The sequence below is a fragment of the Streptomyces ruber genome (assembly GCF_014648075.1).
Classification (GTDB): Bacteria; Actinomycetota; Actinomycetes; order Streptomycetales; family Streptomycetaceae; genus Streptomyces; species Streptomyces ruber.
This window is the reverse complement of sequence record NZ_BMQK01000009.1, coordinates 77,146-95,207: the sequence shown is the minus strand read 5'-3', so window position 1 is coordinate 95,207 and position 18,062 is coordinate 77,146. Positions and strand designations below refer to the sequence as shown.

Annotated in this window: 18 protein-coding genes and 1 riboswitch; of the genes, 10 read left to right on the top strand and 8 right to left on the bottom strand. The window is 73.2% G+C overall.

Features of this window, described 5'->3' with window-relative positions:
- Positions 1–8: 8 nt before the first annotated feature.
- The gene (locus IEZ04_RS20185) at positions 9–641 is read left to right on the top strand and encodes a TetR/AcrR family transcriptional regulator (protein WP_189218319.1); all 633 of its coding nucleotides are present in this window, start codon (positions 9–11) and stop codon (positions 639–641) included.
- Between the two features lie 420 nt (positions 642–1,061).
- Complete coding sequence (locus tag IEZ04_RS20180) at positions 1,062–2,612, top strand: phytoene desaturase family protein (RefSeq protein WP_189218318.1); 1,551 nt, start codon at positions 1,062–1,064, stop codon at positions 2,610–2,612.
- 36 nt (positions 2,613–2,648) lie between these two features.
- Here the strand turns inward: IEZ04_RS20180 and IEZ04_RS20175 are convergent, their stop codons facing one another.
- The 5 genes from IEZ04_RS20175 to IEZ04_RS20155 all read right to left on the bottom strand — a co-directional run bounded on the left by IEZ04_RS20175 (position 2,649) and on the right by IEZ04_RS20155 (position 7,180).
- Positions 2,649–3,611: an SCO2102 family sporulation regulator gene (locus IEZ04_RS20175; RefSeq protein WP_189218317.1), complete on the bottom strand. Its 963-nt coding sequence runs from the start codon at positions 3,609–3,611 to the stop codon at positions 2,649–2,651.
- Between the two features lie 60 nt (positions 3,612–3,671).
- A complete protein-coding gene (metF, locus tag IEZ04_RS20170) occupies positions 3,672–4,595 on the bottom strand; it encodes a methylenetetrahydrofolate reductase [NAD(P)H] (RefSeq protein ID WP_189218316.1) in 924 nt (307 codons plus the stop codon).
- 132 nt (positions 4,596–4,727) lie between these two features.
- On the bottom strand, positions 4,728–5,375 hold the full coding sequence (gene thiE, locus IEZ04_RS20165; RefSeq protein WP_189218315.1) for a thiamine phosphate synthase: 648 nt from the start codon (positions 5,373–5,375) through the stop codon (positions 4,728–4,730).
- 90 nt (positions 5,376–5,465) lie between these two features.
- Entirely contained in the window at positions 5,466–5,831 is a 366-nt protein-coding gene (locus IEZ04_RS20160) for an Rv2175c family DNA-binding protein (RefSeq protein WP_189218314.1), read from the bottom strand.
- A gap of 122 nt (positions 5,832–5,953) precedes the next feature.
- Positions 5,954–7,180: an NAD(P)/FAD-dependent oxidoreductase gene (locus IEZ04_RS20155; protein ID WP_189218313.1), complete on the bottom strand. Its 1,227-nt coding sequence runs from the start codon at positions 7,178–7,180 to the stop codon at positions 5,954–5,956.
- Positions 7,181–7,303: 123 nt separating this feature from the next.
- A riboswitch (TPP riboswitch) is annotated at positions 7,304–7,415 on the top strand.
- On the opposite strand from IEZ04_RS20155, the gene thiO reads away from it, so the two are divergent.
- The 5 genes from thiO to IEZ04_RS20130 all read left to right on the top strand — a co-directional run bounded on the left by thiO (position 7,413) and on the right by IEZ04_RS20130 (position 12,645).
- Positions 7,413–8,621 (top strand): glycine oxidase ThiO, encoded by a 1,209-nt coding sequence (thiO, locus tag IEZ04_RS20150; RefSeq protein WP_189218312.1) that lies wholly within the window; start codon positions 7,413–7,415, stop codon positions 8,619–8,621. Its footprint overlaps the riboswitch before it by 3 nt.
- Positions 8,618–8,818, top strand: coding sequence for a sulfur carrier protein ThiS (gene thiS / locus IEZ04_RS20145; RefSeq protein ID WP_189218311.1), 201 nt, complete (start codon positions 8,618–8,620; stop codon positions 8,816–8,818). The genes thiO and thiS overlap by 4 nt, the downstream gene beginning before the upstream one ends.
- 3 nt (positions 8,819–8,821) lie before the next feature.
- Entirely contained in the window at positions 8,822–9,616 is a 795-nt protein-coding gene (locus tag IEZ04_RS20140) for a thiazole synthase (RefSeq protein ID WP_189218310.1), read from the top strand.
- A 160-nt stretch (positions 9,617–9,776) separates the two neighbouring features.
- A complete protein-coding gene (pknB, locus tag IEZ04_RS20135; RefSeq protein ID WP_189218309.1) occupies positions 9,777–11,726 on the top strand; it encodes a Stk1 family PASTA domain-containing Ser/Thr kinase in 1,950 nt (649 codons plus the stop codon).
- Positions 11,727–11,775: 49 nt separating this feature from the next.
- Positions 11,776–12,645, top strand: coding sequence for a deoxyribonuclease IV (locus IEZ04_RS20130; protein ID WP_189218308.1), 870 nt, complete (start codon positions 11,776–11,778; stop codon positions 12,643–12,645).
- A gap of 1 nt (position 12,646) precedes the next feature.
- Here the strand turns inward: IEZ04_RS20130 and IEZ04_RS20125 are convergent, their stop codons facing one another.
- Positions 12,647–13,309 carry a sulfite oxidase-like oxidoreductase gene (locus IEZ04_RS20125; protein ID WP_189218307.1) on the bottom strand — a complete coding sequence of 221 codons (663 nt, stop codon included), beginning with the start codon at positions 13,307–13,309 and terminating at the stop codon, positions 12,647–12,649.
- Between the two features lie 187 nt (positions 13,310–13,496).
- On the opposite strand from IEZ04_RS20125, the gene bfr reads away from it, so the two are divergent.
- A complete protein-coding gene (gene bfr, locus IEZ04_RS20120; protein ID WP_189218306.1) occupies positions 13,497–14,015 on the top strand; it encodes a bacterioferritin in 519 nt (172 codons plus the stop codon).
- Between the two features lie 56 nt (positions 14,016–14,071).
- On the opposite strand, the gene IEZ04_RS20115 is transcribed toward bfr, so the two are convergent.
- Together IEZ04_RS20115 and IEZ04_RS20110 are read right to left on the bottom strand one after the other, a co-directional pair.
- Positions 14,072–14,296, bottom strand: coding sequence for a (2Fe-2S)-binding protein (locus IEZ04_RS20115; protein WP_189218305.1), 225 nt, complete (start codon positions 14,294–14,296; stop codon positions 14,072–14,074).
- A gap of 193 nt (positions 14,297–14,489) precedes the next feature.
- A complete protein-coding gene (locus IEZ04_RS20110) occupies positions 14,490–15,845 on the bottom strand; it encodes a class II 3-deoxy-7-phosphoheptulonate synthase (protein WP_189218304.1) in 1,356 nt (451 codons plus the stop codon).
- A 94-nt stretch (positions 15,846–15,939) separates the two neighbouring features.
- Here IEZ04_RS20110 and IEZ04_RS35980 point away from each other — a divergent pair, with 94 nt between their 5' ends.
- Both IEZ04_RS35980 and IEZ04_RS20100 read left to right on the top strand, forming a co-directional pair.
- Positions 15,940–16,035 (top strand): trp operon leader peptide, encoded by a 96-nt coding sequence (locus tag IEZ04_RS35980; protein WP_189218303.1) that lies wholly within the window; start codon positions 15,940–15,942, stop codon positions 16,033–16,035.
- A 101-nt stretch (positions 16,036–16,136) separates the two neighbouring features.
- Positions 16,137–18,035 carry an anthranilate synthase family protein gene (locus IEZ04_RS20100; protein ID WP_189218302.1) on the top strand — a complete coding sequence of 633 codons (1,899 nt, stop codon included), beginning with the start codon at positions 16,137–16,139 and terminating at the stop codon, positions 18,033–18,035.
- Positions 18,036–18,062: the final 27 nt, after the last annotated feature.

Genomic DNA, 18,062 nt, shown 5'->3' with positions numbered 1-18,062 from the left:
TCGACGCCATGGAACGCAAGCCCGACCCGGGGAGCGGCGGCAGCAGCCGTCGCGAGGCGACCCGGCAGAAGCTCTACGAGGCCGCCGTCACCCTCATCGCGGAACAGGGGTTCTCCGCCACCACGGTCGACGAGATCGCCGAGCGCGCGGGAGTCGCGAAGGGCACCGTCTACTACAACTTCGCCAGCAAGTCGGTCCTCTTCGAGGAGCTCCTCCGGCACGGCGTGGGCCTCCTCACCGCCTCCCTCCGCCAGGCTGCCGAGCGCACCGCCGAGGAGGGCGGGAGCAGGGTCGACGCCCTGGACGCGATGGTCCGCGCGGGGCTCGTGTTCATCGACCGCTACCCGGCCTTCACCCAGCTGTACGTGGCCGAGCTGTGGCGCACCAACCGGGCCTGGCAGTCCACGCTGCTGGTGGTGCGGCAGGAGGCGGTCGCGGTCGTCGAGGACGTGCTGCGCGCGGGCGTGGCCGGCGGTGAGTTCAGCGAGGAGCTCGACATCCCGCTGACCGCGGCCGCGCTGGTCGGCATGGTGCTGGTGGCCGCCCTGGACTGGCAGGCGTTCCAGCCGGAGCGCTCCCTGGACGACGTGCACGCGGCGCTGTCCCGGCTGCTCCAGGGGCGGGTGAGCGGCGGCCGCTGACGGAAACGCCGGTCCGTTGCGGCCCGTCCCCCGCGGGCCACCCCGAACCGGCGCTTCGCCGTACCCCCCGTTCCCCCCGGGTTCTCCCCGCTCCCCCGTGCGGTCTCCCCGGTCCCTCCGATCCCCCCGGTCTCCCCCGTGCCTCGCTCCCGCCGACTCGTCGGACTCACCGGCGGAAGGAGCGGTCAAGGGCGCGCACCGTTCCGCCGCCCCGTGTCGGCGGTGCCGGAGCCGCGCCCCTTTCCGTGCCCCCACTCTCTCGTCAGCGCAGGTCGGACCCCATCCGCGCGCGTACTCATCTCGTCGGCTAGGTACCCGTACCTAGATCTGCGCGCTCGCCCCCATGCCGGGCCGGGGGCGGCCGCCGCTCCCCGCCGGGGTCCCGGACGGGCTGTCGGCGGGGGCCGATAAAGTCGCGGCATGGCACGGATTGCGGTGATCGGAGCCGGGTTGGGGTCGATGGCGGCCGCCGCCCGGCTGGCCGTCGCGGGCCACCGGGTGGTGGTGTACGAGCGGTCGGAGACGTACGGCGGGGCCGTGGGCCGCTTCGAGCGGGACGGTTTCGCGTTCGACACCGGCCCCGGTCTGCTGCCGCTGCCCGCCGTCTACCGGGACCTGTTCCTGAAGACGGGCAAGCAGCCGCTGGAAGCCTGCGTCGACCTGGTCCAGGTGGACCCGGCCGCGCGGCACGTGTTCCCGGACGGCACGGACGTCCGGCTGCCGAACGCCTCGCGCGCGGGCGTGGTCGACGCGCTGAACACGGCGCTCGGCTCGGGGGCCGGCGACCGGTGGGGCGACTTCCTGGTGCGGGCGCGCGATGCCTGGGACCGGACCCGGCGGCCGCTCCTGGAGGAGCCCCTCTGGCCCGACTGGCAGGTGCTGGCCGAGCGCGAGCCGTACCCGGCCGTGCCGCACAAGCGGCTGCTGCGCACCCGGCGCGCGGGCACGCTCGCCGGGATCGCCGAGCTGGAGCTGCGCGACGACCGGCTGACCGCCCTGCTGGACAGCCACGCGCTCGCGTACGGCCTGGATCCCCGCACCACCCCGGCGAGCGCGGCCGTGCTGCCGTACATGGACCACGCCTTCGGCACCTGGTACGTGCGCGGCGGCATGCGGGAGCTGGCGCGGGCCGTGTACGAGCGGTGCCGGGCGCGCCGGGTGGAGTTCGTGTTCGGCGCCGAGGTCGTCCGGATCCTCGAGAAGGACGGGCGGGCCGCCGGGGTGGAGCTCGACGGGGGCACCTCCCAGGCTTCCGGCCCTGGGGGAGAAAGGGCCGAGGCGGACCACGTGGTGGCGGGCATACCCCCCGCGCGCGTGGCGTCGCTGACGGAGCACCCGCTGCAGGAGGACGGCGACGTACGGCCCGGCCGCGGGCCCGCGCCGGCCGGGCGGTTCACCGTGCTGCTGGCGCTGCGCGGCGCACCGGAGGCGGGAGCGGCGCACCGCACGGTCGTGCACACACCCGACCGCGTCGCGGAGCTCGACTTCCTCGGCGGTGCGGCCGGCACCGGCATCCCGGCGATGGCCGCGCCGCCGACGGTCACCGTGCTGCGCCCGGACGACCCGGCCCTGCGGCCGGACGGCGCGCACGAGTCGGTGGTCGTGTCGGCGGCGGCCCCGGCCACGGCCGGCTGGGCGGAACCCGGCCGGGCCGAGCGGTTCGCGGACCTCCTGGTCACGGCCGCGGAGACCGCCGTCCCGGGGCTGCGGGAGCGTCTCCTGTGGCGCGAGGTGCGCACCCCCGCCCGTACCGCGCACGAGACGGGCGCCGCGGACGGTGCCGTGCCGCCGCCCGCGTTCGCCGCGGCGGACGGCCGCTTCCTGCTCCCGGGCAACACCACCCGCCTGCCCGGCCTGTACCTGGCCGGCGGCTGGGCGCACCCGGGCGGCGGCCTGCCGCACGCGGGCATGTCGGGCGCGCTGGTCGCGGGGCTGATCGTGGAGGGGCCGGGCTTCCGGGGCTCGCAGTGAGCCGGGGCCCCGCGCGCGAGGGCTCCCGGTGACCCGTCAGTACCGGTACTGCTGCCCGTCGTACCCGTAGCCGTTCCCGGCGCCCTGCGCGTCGCCCTGGTACGGGTACGGCTGCTCCTGCGGCAGCCCGGTGCCGAACACGTCGGCCGGGTGGGCCGGTTCGGCCGGGTGGTCGGTGGTGCGCTGCTGCGGCACCCACACCCCGCCCGGCGGGGTCTCGCCGTACGTGCCGGTGCCGTACTGGTCCTGACCGTGGCCCTGCTGCGCGCCGTACGCCTGCGGGTCCGCGTAGCCGGTGCCGTACCCGCCGTCGTCGTAGCCCTGGGTCCCGGCGTACGGGTCGGAGTAAGCGGCGTACTGCTGCTGCTCGTGTCCCGCGGCGGAGTAGCCGTACTGCTGCTGGTCGTAGCCGTCGTAGCCGAAGGACTGGTCCTGGGAGTGCGCGGCGGCCGCGTAGGTCGGGTCGTTGGCGGCGGCGTACGCGGCGTCGGTGTAGACGCCGTAGGAGCCGGTCTCGTCCGGCAGGGGCTGCGGCGAGTACACCGCGGTGGCCTCGCCCTCGGACGGGGCGGGCCGCTGGGGGACGAACACGTCGTCGTCCTCGTCGAAACGGTTCCCCGGGCCGAAGGGGTCGTCCGGCTGCCCGGACCCGTCGGCCACGACGGTCTCCTCCAGATCGGAGACCTCCAGCGTCGGGTCCTGGTTCCGCGGCTCGTCGCGGCGGCGCCTGCTGCCGGACTCACCGCGGTTGCCGATGGCCCAGCCGGTGGAGAAGCCGCGGCGGAAGGACAGCGTCACGTACGTCTGCCCGACCGCGAACGCGACGGCGCCCAGCGCGATGACCACCACGGAGGGGATTAGGACGCCGACGACGACCCCGAGGAAGCCGCCGAAGGCGAGGAGCCGCCAGCGCAGCCGCGCCTTGTACTGCAGCAGCACCTCACCGAGCAACCACAACGCGACGATGCCGAACGCGATGTAGAGGACCGTCCAGCCCATGTACGCCCCTCTCCCTGCGGCCGCGGCCGCCCCAAGTCCCGTCGTACGCGGTCCAGGCGTCTAGGTCTGCCGCTGGTGGTGCAGACCGAGATTCTCGTAGATCTCGAGCGTGGCGGTGGAGTTGTTGAGCGTGATGAAGTGCAGTCCGGGCACACCTTCGGCCAGCAGCCTCGCGCAGAACTCCGTGGCGAACTCGATACCGATGGAGCGTACAGCGGCAGGATCGTCTTTTGCTGTGAGGATCCGCTCTTTCAAGGCGTCCGGGAAGGCGGCGTTGCTCAGCTTGGGCAACCGTTCCAGCATTTTCACACTTGTCACGGGCATCACTTCCGGAATGACCGGAGTTGTGCAGCCCGCCGCCTCCACGCTGTCCCGCAGCCGCAGGTACGACTCCGGGTGGAAGAACATCTGGGTGATCGCGTAGTCGGCGCCGGCGCGGCACTTGTCGACGAAGTGCGCGATGTCACTGTCCCGGTCGGCGGAGCGCGGGTGCGTCTCCGGGAAGGCTGCGACGCCCACGCAGAAGTCGCCGGACTCCTTGATCAGACGGACGAGTTCGGCGGCGTAGGTCAGTCCCCGGGGGTGCGGCACCCACTCGCCCATGGGGTCGCCGGGCGGGTCGCCGCGGACCGCGAGCATGTTGCGGATCCCGGCGTCCGCGTACTGGCCGATGATGTTGCGCAGCTCGGCCAGGGAGTGGTCGACGGCGGTGAGGTGGGCGACCGGGGTCAGCGTCGTGTCGGCGACGATCTGCTGGGTCTCCTTGACCGTGCCCGCGCGCGTGGAGCCGCCCGCGCCGTAGGTCACGGAGACGAAGTCGGGGGCGACCGCCTCGACCCTCCGGAGCGCGTTCCACAGGTTGCGCTCGCCCTTGGGCGTCTTCGGCGCCGAGAACTCGAAGGAGTACGTGGTCTTGCCGGACGCCAGTATGTCGCGCACGGTACGGGCGCGATCCGTCCTGGTGGAGGCGGTTCCTAGGGCCATACGGGCAGGTTAGCCAGGTGGGGGCGGCACCCCAACCACAGTCATCCTTTTTGTCCTGCTTGTCTAGGGTGTTGTCCACTCCTCGGACAAGAGAGCCCGCGTGGTGCGTCCCCGTACCACCCGCCCCGAAGGTCACACGGCGCGCAGACGCTTCGCGAACTCCGCGGCGGCCGCCTGCGGGTCGTCGGCCTCGGTGAGCGCGCGGACGACCACGACCCGGCGGGCGCCCGCGTCGAGGACCTCGTCGAGGTTGCCCAGGTCGATGCCGCCGATGGCGAACCACGGACGGTCGGTGCCGAGGGACGCGGTGTGACGGACCAGGCCGAGTCCGGGAGCCGGACGGCCGGGCTTGGTGGGGGTGGGCCAGCAGGGTCCCGTGCAGAAGTAGTCCACGCCCTCCTGGACGGCCGCCGCCTCGGCCTCCCCGGCCGCGTGGGTGGAGCGGCCGATCAGCACGCCGTCGCCCAGGATCGCGCGGGCGGCGGGCACGGGCAGGTCGCCCTGGCCGAGGTGCAGCACGTCCGGGCGGGCGGCGTGGGCCACGTCCGCGCGGTCGTTGACGGCGAGCAGCTTGCCGTGGCGGCGGCAGGCGTCCGCGAAGACCTCGAGGTGGTCGAGCTCCTCGGCGGCCTCCATGCCCTTGTCGCGCAGCTGCACGATGTCCACGCCGCCGGACAGGACCGCGTCCAGGAACTCCGGCAGGTCGCCCTGGCGCCTGCGGGCGTCCGTGCAGAGGTAGAGGCGGGCGTCGGCGAGCTGCCGTCGCGCGGCGTCGGACATGGTGGTGCTCCCCCGGGTGGAGGGCGTACGGGCGGGACCGGGCCGTCCCGTGGTCCGGCCCCGCCCGTACGCCGGACGGTGATGATCGGTTCAGACGGCGAGCGCCTGGGCGCGGCGCTTGACCTCCGTGCCGCGATTCTCGCTCAGCGCCTGGGCCGGCGTGCCGGGCAGGCTGTCGTCGGGAGTGAAGAGCCACTCCAGCATCTCTTCGTCCGTGAAGCCGTCGTCCCTCAGGAGCGTCAGGGTGCCCGACAGGCCCTTGACGACCTTGTCCCCGTCGATGAAGGCGGCGGGGACGTGCAGCGCGCGGTTCTCTCCCCGGCGTACGGCGATGAGCTGGCCCTCCTTGACCAGCTGCCGGACACGGGTCACCTCGACGCCGAGCTGCTCGGCGATGTCGGGCAGGGTCAGCCACGCGGGGACGAGAGCATCGATGTTCGCGTCAATCTCGGTCACGGCACCAGCCTGCCACGTCCCCGGCCGGGGTGACAGCCACGCACCCCCGGACCGCCGTCCTCGGAGCGGCCGTGACGTGCGAGGTCGCGGGCCCGTCGCCGGTGCCGCGGCCGTTCCGCCGGCTAGCGCGCGGCCGCCTTCATGGGCCTGGCCGGATCCGCCAGAAGGGTCCTGTCCAGCACGGTGCCCGCCTCGACGAGACGGCGGCCCTGGGCCAGGTCGCGGGGGCGGCCCACCGCCAGCAGGGCGACGAGCCGCTCCTCGCGGAGCCAGCAGACGGTCCAGGCGGCTCCCTCGGGATCGCCACGCCACACCGTCTCGTCGGCCGCCGCGTGGTGCCCCGCGTACTGCACGAACCGGCCGAACTGCTCCGACCAGAAGTACGGGACGGGGTCGTACGCCACGGGCGCCTCCCCGATGATGTCGGCCGCGACCGTCCGGGGTCCCTGGAGGGCGTTGTCCCAGTGGTGGATCAGCAGGCGCTCGCCGTACCGGCCCGAGGGGAAGGAGGCGCAGTCGCCGACCGCGTACACGTCCGGCACCGAGGCGCGCAGGTGCGCGTCGGCCACGATCTCCCCCCGCGCACCGAGCTCGATGCCCGAACCCGCCAGCCAGGCCGTCGCCGGGCGGGCGCCGACGCCCACGACCACCGCGCCGGCCGGCAGCCGGGAGCCGTCGTCCAGGACGACCGCCCCGGCCTCGACGCGCCGCACGCGCGCGTGGGTGCGCAGGGTCACCCCGCTGTCCGCGTACCAGCCGGTCATCGGGGCGGCCACCGCGGCGGGCAGGGCGCCCGCCAGCGGGCGGTCGGCGGCCTCGACGACCGTGACCGCGCAGCCCGCCTCCCGCGCGGCCGTCGCGAACTCCGCCCCGATCCAGCCCGCGCCCACCACGACGATGTCGTGCTGCCGGGCCAGGACGGGCCGCAGCCGCTCCGCGTCGTCCAGGGTGCGCAGCAGATGGACGCCGGGCACGCCCTCCGCGCCCGGCAGCCGGACCGGTTCCGCGCCGGTCGCGACGACCAATACGTCGTACGGGACGGGGCCCTCGGCGGTGTCGAGCTCGTGGTCGCCGGGGCGCACCCCGAGCACCTCGCGGCCGAGTCGCAGTTCGATGCCGAGCGCGTCGAAGTCGATGTCGAAGGCGGAGCCCTCGGCCTTGCCGAGCAGGACCGCCTTGGACAGCGGCGGCCGGTCGTACGGCTGGTGCGGCTCGGCGCCGATCAGCGTCACACCGCCGGTGAACCCCTGTTCGCGCAGGGCCACCGCGGTCTGCACCCCGGCCATGCCCGCGCCCACCACGACGACCCGTCCGGCCGTCCGGACCCGCGCCCGCGTCTGCTCGCTCACCTGGTCACCATAGTCCCTGACGGCCCGTCAGCCCGCAGCGGTGGGCCGTGAGCTGTTCCACACCGCGTTCCGCGCCGGTTTCCGGGGATTTCCCTGGAGATGCGAGGCGCTAGGGTGGCACCGTAGGACACTCGCGGGAGCCCGGACGCACCGGGCTGAGAGGGAGGCTGGCGGCCTCCGACCGTACGAACCTGATCCGGGTCATGCCGGCGAAGGGAGGGGCTGGACGCCCATGTCACGTACTCACGCACCGGAAGCCCACGCATCGGATGTCCTCGTCGTCGGGGGCGGGATCATCGGGCTGGTGACGGCCTGGCGGGCCGCGCAGCGCGGACTGGCCACGGCGGTGGTGGACCCGGCGCCCGGCGGCGGAGCCGCGCAGGTGGCGGCCGGGATGCTGGCCGCCGTCACGGAACTGCACTACGGCGAGGAGACCCTACTGGGTCTCAACCTGGAGTCGGCGCGCCGTTATCCGGCCTTCGCCGCCGAACTCGCCGAGGCGGCCGACCTGGACCTCGGCTACCGGCAGTGCGGCACCCTCGCGGTCGCCCTGGACGCCGACGACCGCGCCCACCTGCGGGAACTGCACGCCCTGCAGGTCCGCTCCGGTCTCGCCTCGGAATGGCTGAGCGGGCGCGAGTGCCGCCGCCTCGAACCGATGCTGGCCCCGGGGGTGCGCGGCGGGCTGCGGGTCGACGGCGACCACCAGATAGACCCCCGGCGCCTCGCCAGGGCCCTCGTGGTCGCGTGCGAGCGCGCCGGAGTCGTCTTCCACCGGGTGTGGGCCGAGGAGCTCACCGTCGTGCGGGAGCGGGCCACCGGGGTACGGACCGCCGACGGCACCGCCCTCTCCGCGGGGCAGGTCGTGCTCGCCGGCGGAAGCCTCAGCGGGCGGCTCGCGGGCATACCGGACGCCGTCCTGCCGCCCGTACGGCCGGTGAAGGGGCAGGTGGTGCGGCTGACCGTGCCACCGCGGTACGCGCCGTTCCTGAGCCGCACCGTGCGCGCCGTGGTCCGCGGCAGCCACGTCTACCTGGTGCCGCGCGAGAACGGCGAACTCGTCGTCGGCGCCACCAGCGAGGAGCTCGGCTGGGACACCACGGTGACCGCGGGCGGGGTGTACGAGCTGCTGCGGGACGCGCACGAGCTGGTGCCCGGCATCACGGAGCTGCCGCTCACCGAGACGCGCGCGGGGCTGCGGCCCGGCTCCCCCGACAACGCGCCCCTGCTCGGCCCGACCGGCCTCGACGGTCTCGTCCTCGCCACCGGCCACTACCGCAACGGCGTGCTCCTCACCCCGGTCACCGGCGACGTCCTGGCCCAGGTGCTCACCACCGGTGCCCTCCCCGACGTGGCCCGCGACTTCAGCCCCCGGCGCTTCGCCGCCGCACCCACGGACACCGCACGCCCGCACACCGCACTCTCGGAGCAGCCCGCATGAACATCTCGGTCAACGGCGAGTCCCGGGACATCGCCCCGGGCACCGCGCTGGACGCGCTGGTGAGCACCCTCACCGCCGCCCCCTCCGGTGTCGCCGCGGCCCTCAACGAAACCGTCGTCCCGCGCGCGCAGTGGCCGTCCACCGCCCTCTCCGAGGGAGACCGGGTCGAAGTCCTCACCGCAGTCCAAGGAGGCTGACCCATGGCCGACGATCCCTTCGTCCTCGGCGGTACGACCTACACGTCCCGGCTGATCATGGGCACGGGCGGCGCGCCCAGCCTGGACGTCATGGAGCGCGCCCTGGTGGCGTCCGGCACGGAGCTGACGACGGTCGCGATGCGCCGCGTGAACCCGGAGTCGCACGGCTCGGTCCTGTCCGTGCTCGACAAGCTGGGCATCCGCCTGCTGCCCAACACGGCGGGCTGCTTCACCGCGGGCGAGGCCGTGCTGACCGCCCGCCTCGCGCGCGAGGCCCTCGGCACCGACCTGGTGAAGCTGGAGGTCATCGCCGACGAGCGCACCCTGCTGCCCGACCCCGTCGAGCTGCTTGACGCCGCCGAGACCCTGGTCGACGACGGCTTCACGGTGCTGCCGTACACCAACGACGACCCGGTCCTCGCCCGGAAGCTGGAGGACGTCGGCTGCGCGGCGGTCATGCCGCTCGGCTCTCCCATCGGCTCGGGCCTCGGCATCCGCAACCCGCACAACTTCCAGCTGATCGTGGAGCACGCGAGCGTGCCGGTCATCCTGGACGCGGGCGCGGGCACCGCCTCCGACGTGGCGCTCGCGATGGAGCTGGGCTGCGCGGGCGTGATGCTCGCCTCGGCCGTGACCCGCGCCCAGGAGCCGGTGCTCATGGCGGAGGGCATGCGGCACGCGGTGGAGGCGGGCCGGCTCGCGTACCGGGCGGGCCGCATCCCGCGGCGCCACTTCGCCGAGGCGTCGTCCCCGGCGGAGGGCCGCGCGCGGTTCGACCCCGAGCGCCCCGCGTTCTGACCGCGCCCGCCGGGCGGACCCGTACTGCGGCCCGGGAAGCGGTTCCGGCTGCTCACCGCGCTCTCGGGGCCGTCGCGCGACAGTCACGACTTCGCTGCATTCCGTCCGTCCCGTCCCGGGGCCGGCCGGCCTGACAGTGGCGGCTCGTACACTCACCTGCGTGGACACGACCCTTGGAGATCCGCTGATCGGGCAGGTGCTCGACGGCCGCTACCGCATCGACGCGCGGATCGCGGTCGGCGGGATGGCCACGGTCTACCGGGCCGTGGACACCCGCCTCGACCGCGTCCTCGCGGTCAAGGTGATGCACCCGGCCCTGGCCGCCGACGGCACGTTCGTCGAGCGGTTCATCCGCGAGGCCAAGTCGGTGGCGCGGCTGGACCACCCGAACGTGGTGGGGGTCTTCGACCAGGGCACGGACGGCCGGTACGTCTACCTCGCGATGGAGTACGTCGCCGGATGCACCCTGCGTGACGTGCTGCGCGAGCGCGGCGCCCTCCAGCCCAGGGCCGCGCTGGACATCCTGGAACCGGTGCTCGCCGCCCTCGGTGCCGCGCACCGCGCCGGGTTCGTCCACCGGGACATGAAGCCGGAGAACGTCCTGATAGGGGACGACGGCCGGGTGAAGGTGGCCGACTTCGGTCTCGTCCGGGCGGTGGACACGGTCACCAGCTCGACGGGCGCCGTCCTCGGCACCGTCTCCTACCTCGCCCCGGAGCAGCTGGAGCACGGCACGGCGGACACCCGGGTCGACGTCTACGCGTGCGGGGTCGTCCTGTACGAGATGCTCACCGGCGCCAAGCCGCACTCCGGGAACTCCCCCGCCCAGGTGCTCTACCAGGCCCTGCACACGGCCGTGCCCGCGCCGTCGGCCGCGGTGCCGGGGCTGGCGCGGGAGCTGGACGAGCTGGTGGCGGCGGCGACCGCCCACGACCCCGGCTCGCGCCCGTACGACGCGGTGGAGCTGCTCGCCCGGACCCGCGAGGCGCGGGCGGGCCTGAGCGACGGGCAGCTGGACGCGGTGCCCCCACAGGCGATATCCGGGGGGACCGACAGCCACGGGCACCACGGGCACCACGACAATTCCGACGACCGCACCAGCGTCATCCCGCGCGCGCTGACCCTGCCGCAGACCGCACCGGCGGACGACGGCAGCGGGGGCGACGGGCTGAACCGTACGAGCCGGCTCCAGGCACCGCCCGCCGCGCCCCGGCGGCCCTCGGCGGCCCCGCGGCGCGGGCTGGTCGCGGTCGTCACCGGGGTCCTGCTGGTGCTCGGCGTGGGCGCGGGCGTCTGGTACATCAACTCCGGCCAGTTCACCAAGGTCCCGGCGGTGCTCGACCAGACCCAGGCCGACGCGCGGAAGCGGGTGGAGGACGCCGGACTGGCCGTCGAGATCGAGCGCGCGTACAGCGACACCGTCGACCGCGGCAAGGTCGTCCGCACCGACCCGGAGCCGAGCGCCCGGATACGGGACAACGGCACGGTGACGCTGACCATCTCCAGGGGCCCGGAGACCGCGAAGGTGCCCGACCTGGAGGGCGTCGGGCTCGACGAGGCCAGGGCCGAGCTGAAGGAGGCGGGCCTGGAGCCCGGCCTCGTGTCCCGCGCGTTCAGCGAGGACATCCCGAAGGGCTCCGTGATCTCCACGAAGCCGGAGGCGGGTACGGAGCGCCGCTCGGGCTCGGCGATCGCGCTGACCGTCAGCAAGGGCGCCCCGGTGGAGGTGCCGGACCTGACGGACTCCTCGGTGGAGGACGCCACCCGGCAGCTGGAGGACGCCGGCCTGAAGGTGAGGATCTCCGGGAAGCGCGTCCACTCCGAGGTCGACGAGGGCCGGGTCGCCGGGCAGTCGCCGGGCGAGGGCAAGGAGCTCGCCGAGGGCGACACGGTCACCCTGACGCTCTCCAAGGGCCCCGAGATGATCGAGGTCCCGGACGTCGTGGGCGACAGCGCGGACGAGGCGAAGCAGAAGCTGAAAGACGCGGGTTTCGAGGTGAAGGAGGACCGGGGACTGCTCGGGTTCTTCGACGACGAGGTCAAGGACCAGTCGGTCGACGGCGGCGACACGGCACCCAAGGGCTCGACCGTCACCATCAGAATCGGCTGACGGGCGCACCGCCGGCGGAGCACCGCACGGCGCGTGTCACCCTGGAAGGGTGAGCAGCACGCACCTTCGCAACCCCGTCGGCGGCCATGTCCCCGTGGCCGGCGGCCTGCACTCCGTCGGCCTCGCCTACGCCCGCGAGCTGAGGGCCGAGGCCGTCCAGGTCTTCGTCGCCAACCCGCGCGGCTGGGCCACGCCCGCGGGCAACCCGAAGCAGGACGAGGCGTTCCGCGCGGCCTGCGCGGAGCAGTCCGTCCCCGCGTACGTGCACGCCCCGTACCTGATCAACTTCGGCTCGCACACCGAGGCGACGGTGGAGAGGTCCGTCACGTCGCTCAGGCACTCGCTGCGCCGGGCCCGGGAGATCGGCGCCCTGGGCGTGGTCGTGCACACCGGCAGCGCCACCGGCGGACGGGAGCGTTCCGTGGCGCTCGCGCAGGTGCGTGAGCACATGCTGCCGCTGCTCGACGAGCTGACGCACGACGACGACCCGTACCTGCTGCTGGAGTCGACCGCGGGCCAGGGCGCCTCCCTGTGCTCGCGGACCTGGGACTTCGGCCCGTACTTCGAGGCGCTCGACGCCCACCCGAAGCTGGGTGTCTGCCTGGACACCTGCCACATCTTCGCCGCGGGCCACGACCTGACCGGGCCGAGCGGCATGCACCAGACGCTCGACCTGCTGGTGGGGACCGTCGGCGAGGGCCGGCTGAAGCTGATCCACGCCAACGACTCCAAGGACGTGGCGGGCGCCCACAAGGACCGGCACGAGAACATCGGCGCCGGTCACATCGGCGAGGACCCCTTCCGCGCGCTGATGACCCATCCCGCCACCGCGGGCGTGCCCCTGGTCATCGAGACGCCCGGCGGCCAGGCGGGACACGCAGCGGACGTGGAGCGGCTGAAGAAGCTCAGGGACGGCTGACTCACAGCCCGGGCCCGTCCCCGGCCTCCTCCTGGTACGAGTACCGCTGCTCCTTCCAGGGGTCGCCGACGTTGTGGTAGCCGCGTTCCTCCCAGAAGCCGCGGCGGTCGGCGGTCATGTACTCCACGCCGCGCACCCACTTGGGTCCCTTCCAGGCGTACAGATGGGGCACGATCAGCCGGAGCGGGAAGCCGTGCTCCGCGGTGAGCAGCTCGCCGTCCTTGTGGGTGGCGAAGATCGTGCGCTCGGACGCGAAGTCCGCGAGGCGGAGGTTGGAGCTGAACCCGTACTCGGCCCAGACCATCACATGGGTGACGTCCGGCGCGGGCGGCGCGATGTCCAGGATCGTACGGGCCGGGATGCCGCCCCACTCGGCGCCCACCATGCTGAACTTCGTCACGCAGTGCAGGTCCGCCGACACCGTGGAGTACGGCAGCGCCGTGAACTCCTCATGGGTCCAGCGGTGTTTCCCGCCGTCCGCGGTGGCGCCGAAGACCTGGAAGTCCCAGCGCTCGGGGCGGAACCTGGGAACGGGCCCGTAGTGGGTGACCGGCCAGCCACGCTGGAGGCGTTGTCCCGGGGGGAGCTGCGGACCCGCCGCGCCGTCCGGGGCGCGATCTGTGGAGGTACCAGCACCAGATTCGCGTTCCACCGGCTGACCCATGACTCCATCCTGACAGACACGGAACGGTGGAGATGACCCAGGTAGCTGTTATTTCAGGACAATTGGTACGAAGCGGACTAAGCATGCACTTACTTACTAAGTATGCACTTACTGGACGCCCCCGTACGGCGGTGCAATCATGCGGCGCAACCGGCCACTCTTCCCACGTCCGGAAGGAGCCTCTGCGATGCAGGGCGACCCCGAGGTCCTCGAGTTCCTCAACGAACAGCTGACCGCCGAGCTGACCGCGATCAACCAATACTTCCTGCATTCGAAGCTGCAGGACCACAAGGGCTGGACGAAACTCGCCAAGTACACGCGTGACGAGTCCTTCGAGGAGATGCGGCACGCCGAGCTGCTCACCGACCGCATCCTGCTCCTGGACGGCCTGCCCAACTACCAGCGGCTCTTCCACGTCCGCGTCGGGCAGACGGTGACGGAGATGTTCGAGGCGGACCGGCAGGTCGAGGCCGAGGCCATCGACCGGCTGCGGCGCGGTGTCGACGTGATGCGGCACAAGGGCGACATCACGTCCGCGAACATCTTCGAGGCGATCCTCGGCGACGAGGAGCACCACATCGACTACCTCGACACCCAGCTGGAGCTGATCGAGAAGCTCGGGGAGCCGCTGTACATCTCGACGGTCATCGAGCAGTCGCAGCCGGACAGGTCGGGCCCCGGGACCCACGGCTTCTCGGCCCCCTGAGGCCCGCACAGGCCGTACCCGCCCCGTGGACGGCCGCCGCCCGCCCGGCGGAGCGTTCAGGCCGCGTCGGGCAGCTCGGCGAGGGCGGACCCGCCCCGGTCGACCATCTCCCGGCGGGGGCACGCGCCACGGCCCAGCAGCGCCTGGATGCGCCTGACGCAGCCACCGCAGTCGGTGCCGGCCTTGCACGCGGAGGCGATCTGCCGGGGGGTGCAGGCGCCGGCTTCCGCGTGCTTCTTCACCTGCTCCTCGGTCACGCCGAAACAGCTGCACACGAACACGCTCTCCACCTCCCGACTCAAGGGTTCCGTCGTCGTGCCGTACCGATTGACCGGCGGCGTACGACCGAAGGCCCGAACTGATCGGTGAGGCAAACCTAACCTTACCCGCCACACAAGTGCCGCAAAAGCCGGAAGGGGCGCGGACCGTATGTGATCCGCGCCCCAGTGGACACTCCGGTAACAGATGACGTCCCTACTGATCCCGGTACATCTCGGCGACCAGGAACGCCAGGTCCAGCGACTGGCTGCGGTTGAGCCGCGGGTCGCAGGCCGTCTCGTACCGCTGGTGGAGATCGTCGACGAAGATCTCGTCGCCGCCGCCCACGCACTCGGTCACGTCGTCACCGGTCAGCTCCACGTGGATGCCGCCCGGGTGGGTGCCCAGCGCCTTGTGGACCTCGAAGAAGCCCTTGACCTCGTCGAGCACGTCGTCGAAGCGGCGGGTCTTGTGCCCCGAGGCCGCCTCGAAGGTGTTGCCGTGCATCGGGTCGGTCACCCAGGCCACGGTCGCGCCCGACGCGGTGACCTTCTCCACCAGCTCCGGCAGCTTGTCGCGGACCTTGTCGGCGCCCATCCGGACGATGAAGGTCAGCCGGCCGGGCTCGCGCTCGGGGTCCAGGCGCTCGATGTACTGCAGCGCCTCCTCGGCCGTCGTGGTCGGGCCGAGCTTGATGCCGATCGGGTTGCGGATCTTCGAGGCGAACTCGACGTGCGCGTGGTCCAGCTGCCGGGTGCGCTCACCGATCCACACCATGTGGCCGGAGACGTCGTACAGCTGCCCGGTGCGCGAGTCCACGCGGGTCAGCGCCGACTCGTAGTCGAGCAGCAGCGCCTCGTGGGAGGCATAGAACTCGACCGTCTGGAACTCGGCCGGGTCGGTGCCGCAGGCCCGCATGAAGTTCAGCGCGTTGTCGATCTCGCGCGCGAGCTGCTCGTAGCGCTGACCCGAGGGGGACGACTTCACGAAGTCCTGGTTCCAGGCGTGCACCTGCCGCAGGTCGGCGTAGCCGCCGGTGGTGAAGGCGCGCACCAGGTTCAGCGTCGAGGCGGACGCGTGGTACATCCGCTTCAGGCGCTCCGGGTCCGGGACCCGGGCCTCCTCGGTGAACTCGAAGCCGTTGACGGAGTCGCCGCGGTAGGTCGGCAGGGTCACCCCGTCGCGGGTCTCGGTCGGCTTGGAACGCGGCTTGGAGTACTGCCCGGCGATCCGGCCCACCTTCACGACCGGCACGGACGCCGCGTAGGTGAGGACGGCGCCCATCTGGAGCAGCGTCTTGAGCTTGGCCCGGATGTCCTCGGCGCCGACGGCGTCGAAGGCCTCCGCGCAGTCGCCGCCCTGAAGGAGGAACGCCTCACCTCTGGCGACGGCCGCCATCCGGGCACGCAGCTGATCGCACTCGCCGGCGAACACCAGCGGGGGATACGACTCCAGCTCGGCGATCACATGACGCAGAGCCTCGGGGTCGGGGTATTCCGGCTGCTGCGCCGCGGGCAGGTCTCGCCAGGTCGCCTGGGCGGCGACGGCTCGGGAATCAGCGTTCACGGTCACCCAGTACACATTACGGGGTCATGACGGGTCCCCCTTTCCCTGCTCATCACGTGAGACGCGGCCCGCCCGGCCGGCGGTCCGGCCGGGCGGCTCGATGGCGACGGCCGTATCCGGTAGGGTTCCGGTCATGTCCGCGCACTCGACCCCGCACCAGAACTGGTGGTGGACCGCTCACCCGGCGGCCCGCTGACTGCGCGTACCCACACGACTTCGCGAAGGCCGCCCGAGGGGCGGCCTTCGGTGTTTCCCCCGCCGGACCCGGCCGCTTCCTCCCCACCGAGAGGAACCGCCGTGCACCTGTCCGACCTGCTGGACGATCCCCGTCCCTTCGCCCTGCTGCACCGCCGCACCCCCGGCCACGACCAGGACGGCGTGGAGCTCCTGGTGGGCCCCGTCACCGCGTACGAGCGGCTCGCCGACCTCCCGGACGAGGGACTCGCCCTCGTGCCGTTCCGCCAGATCCGCGAGCGCGGCTTCGACGTCCGCGACGACGGCACACCGCTGGCCGCGCTCGTTCCCGAGGAGACCCACCGCATCCCGCTGGAGCGGGCGCTCGCCGAGCTGCCCGGTCACGAGGTCCGCGTCGAGGACGGCGGTTTCGACGTCAGCGACGAGGAGTACGCGGAGATCGTCGGCCGGGTGCTGCGCGAGGAGATCGGACGGGGCGAGGGCGCGAACTTCGTGATCCGGCGGACGTACGGGGCGCGAATCCCCCAGTTCGGCCGGGCCGACGCGCTGGCGCTGTTCCGGCGGCTGCTGGCGGGCGAGCGGGGCGCGTACTGGACGTTCGTGGTGCACACCGGGGACCGGACGCTGGTCGGGGCCAGCCCGGAGGTCCATGTGCGGATGTCCGGCGGGACGGTCGTGATGAACCCGGTCAGCGGGACCTACCGCTACCCGGACGGCGGGCCGACGCCCGGGCACCTGCTGGACTTCCTCGCCGACCGCAAGGAGATCGAGGAGCTCTCGATGGTCGTCGACGAGGAGCTCAAGATGATGTGCACGGTCGGCGACATGGGCGGGGTCGTGGTCGGCCCGCGGCTCAAGGAGATGGCCCACCTCGCGCACACCGAGTACGAGCTGCGCGGGCGGTCGTCACTGGACGCGCGGGACGTGCTGCGGGAGACCATGTTCGCGGCGACCGTCACCGGCTCGCCCGTGCAGAACGCCTGCCGGGTGATCGAACGGTACGAGCCCGTCGGCCGGGACGGTGCCGGGCGCGGGTACTACGCGGGCGCGCTGGCACTGCTCGGGCGGGACGAGGGCGGCGCCCAGACCCTCGACTCCCCCATCCTGATCCGTACCGCCGACATCGCCGCGGACGGGCGGCTGACGGTGGGGGTGGGTGCCACGCTGGTGCGCGGTTCGGACCCCGCGGGCGAGGTCGCCGAGACGCACGCCAAGGCGGCGGGCGTACTGGCCGCGCTGGGCGTACGGCCGGGGCGGCCGCGTGCGGAGGGGGCGCGGCCGCGGCTGGCGGACGACCCCCGGGTGCGGGCCGCGCTCGACGGGCGGCGGTCCTCGCTGGCGCCGTTCTGGCTGCGGATGCAGCGGCAGCCCGACCCGACCGCGGCGCTCACCGGGCACGCGTTCGTCGTGGACGGCGAGGACACCTTCACCGCGATGCTCGCGCACGTGCTGCGGTCGAGCGGCCTGGACGTCACCGTGCGGCGGTACGACGCGCCGGGGCTGCGCGCGGCGGTGCTCGGCCACGAGGGGCCGGTGGTGCTGGGGCCGGGGCCGGGCGACCCCTCCGACATGAGCGACCCCAAGATGCGGTTCCTGCGCGGGCTGGCCGCCGACGTCATAAGGGAACGCGCGGACCACGGGCACGGGGTCCTCGGCGTCTGCCTGGGCCATGAGCTGATCGCCGCGGAGCTGGGTCTCGACATCGTGCGCAAGGAGGTCCCGTACCAGGGGGCGCAGACGGAGATCGACCTGTTCGGGCGCACGGAGACCGTCGGCTTCTACAACAGCTACGTGGCCGTCTGCGACGACGCGACGGCGGAGGAGCTGGCGGCGCACGGGGTCGAGGTCAGCCGGAGCGCGACGGGCGAGGTGCACGCGCTGCGCGGCCCGGGCTTCGCGGGCGTGCAGTTCCACCCGGAGTCGGTGCTGTCCCTGCGCGGCGCGGCCGTCGTACGGGAGCTGACCGGGGAGCTGATCGGCACGCGCGCGTTCCCCCGGTAGGCGGGAACGCGCGCGCGAGACGGCCGG